The organism is Mycobacterium sp. 1164985.4, from assembly GCF_001668575.1.
GTDB lineage: Bacteria > Actinomycetota > Actinomycetes > Mycobacteriales > Mycobacteriaceae > Mycobacterium.
In genome coordinates, this window is the sequence record NZ_LZMD01000045.1 from 1 (window position 1) to 1282 (window position 1282).

Genomic DNA, 1282 nt, shown 5'->3' on the forward strand with positions numbered 1-1282 from the left:
GTCTAGCCCCGCACCGGGTTCGGTGACGCCGAAGCAGACATGCAGATCGCCGTTGACTATCCGCGGCAGGGTCTCGGCCTTGAGCTCGTCGGAGCCATGCTTGACGACGGGTTGCATGCCGAAGATCGACAGGTGGATGGCGCTCGCGCCGTTCATCGCGGCCCCGGAACGCGACACCTCCTCGAGCAGCAGCGTCGCTTCCGTGATCCCGAGACCGTGCCCGCCGTATTCCTCCGGAATGGTCATCCCGAGCCAACCGCCCTTGGCGATCGCGTCGTAGAACTCCTGCGGGAACTCGTGAGCGAGATCCTTTTCCATCCAATAGTGGTCGTCGAACTTGCTCGCCAACTCACGGACGGACTTTCGGATCAGCTCCTGGTCCTCGGTCAGCTCGAAACTCATCCCGCCAGGCACGGTTGTTCTCCTCTGTTCATCGTCCCGCAGAGCAGTGCGCCGGCGCGTGAACGCAGCTTCCGCACCGGCGCACTCGAAGACGCTGCTCCCGACCTTGCGATCAGGACTCCCGATACTTGCAGACTCCTCAGTCCTGGTTTCCGGTCACCTGCTTGGCGCTCGCCGCAAAGTCGGCGAACGACGCGCCGGTTTTTTCTTTTTTCGACAGGGCTTGGATGGAGACGTCGTGGCCTTCGGCGGCCTTGCGGAGCGCGCCGACGGTGGCTTGTTCGCGGGTGATGTGGGTGAACGGATCCCAGTGATACCAGCGCATCGCGTTCTCGTAGGTCATCTTGTTGATCTCGTCGTCGGGCACGTTGTTGGCGGTGAGCACCTCGTCGAGTTGCTCGGGGGCGCCCGGCCACATCGAGTCGCTGTGCGGGTAATCGGCCTCCCAGCAGATGTTGTCGATGCCGATCGCGTTGCGGGTGGCCACCCCGACCGGATCAGCGATGAAACACGTTAAGAAGTGCTCGCGGAACACTTCGCTGGGCAACTTGCCGCCGAAGTCTTGACCCGTCCACGTCGAATGCATCTCAAAGGTGCGATCCACCCGCTCCAAAAAGTACGGAATCCACCCCGTACCGCCCTCGGACAGCGCGATCTTGAGTGTCGGATACTCCTTGATCGGGCGCGACCACAACAGATCGGCCGCGGCTTGGACGATGTTCATCGGCTGCAAGGTGATCATCACATCCATCGGCGCATCCGGAGCGGTGATCGCCAACCGCCCCGACGAACCGATGTGCACGTTGAGCACCGTCTCGGTGTCGACCAACGCATCCCACATCGGCTTCCAATGCTCGAAATCATGAAAACTCGGATAGTT

At 61.8% G+C, this 1282-nt stretch carries 2 protein-coding genes; both read right to left on the bottom strand.

Annotated features, from left to right (window positions below; genetic code table 11):
* Positions 1-402: acyl-CoA dehydrogenase family protein (locus A5650_RS06305; protein ID WP_197501800.1), on the bottom strand; the 402-nt coding region annotated here is incomplete at its 3' end.
* A 139-nt stretch (positions 403-541) separates the two neighbouring features.
* A partial coding sequence (locus A5650_RS06310) for an amidohydrolase family protein (RefSeq protein ID WP_156744028.1) occupies positions 542-1282 on the bottom strand: 741 nt, incomplete at its 5' end.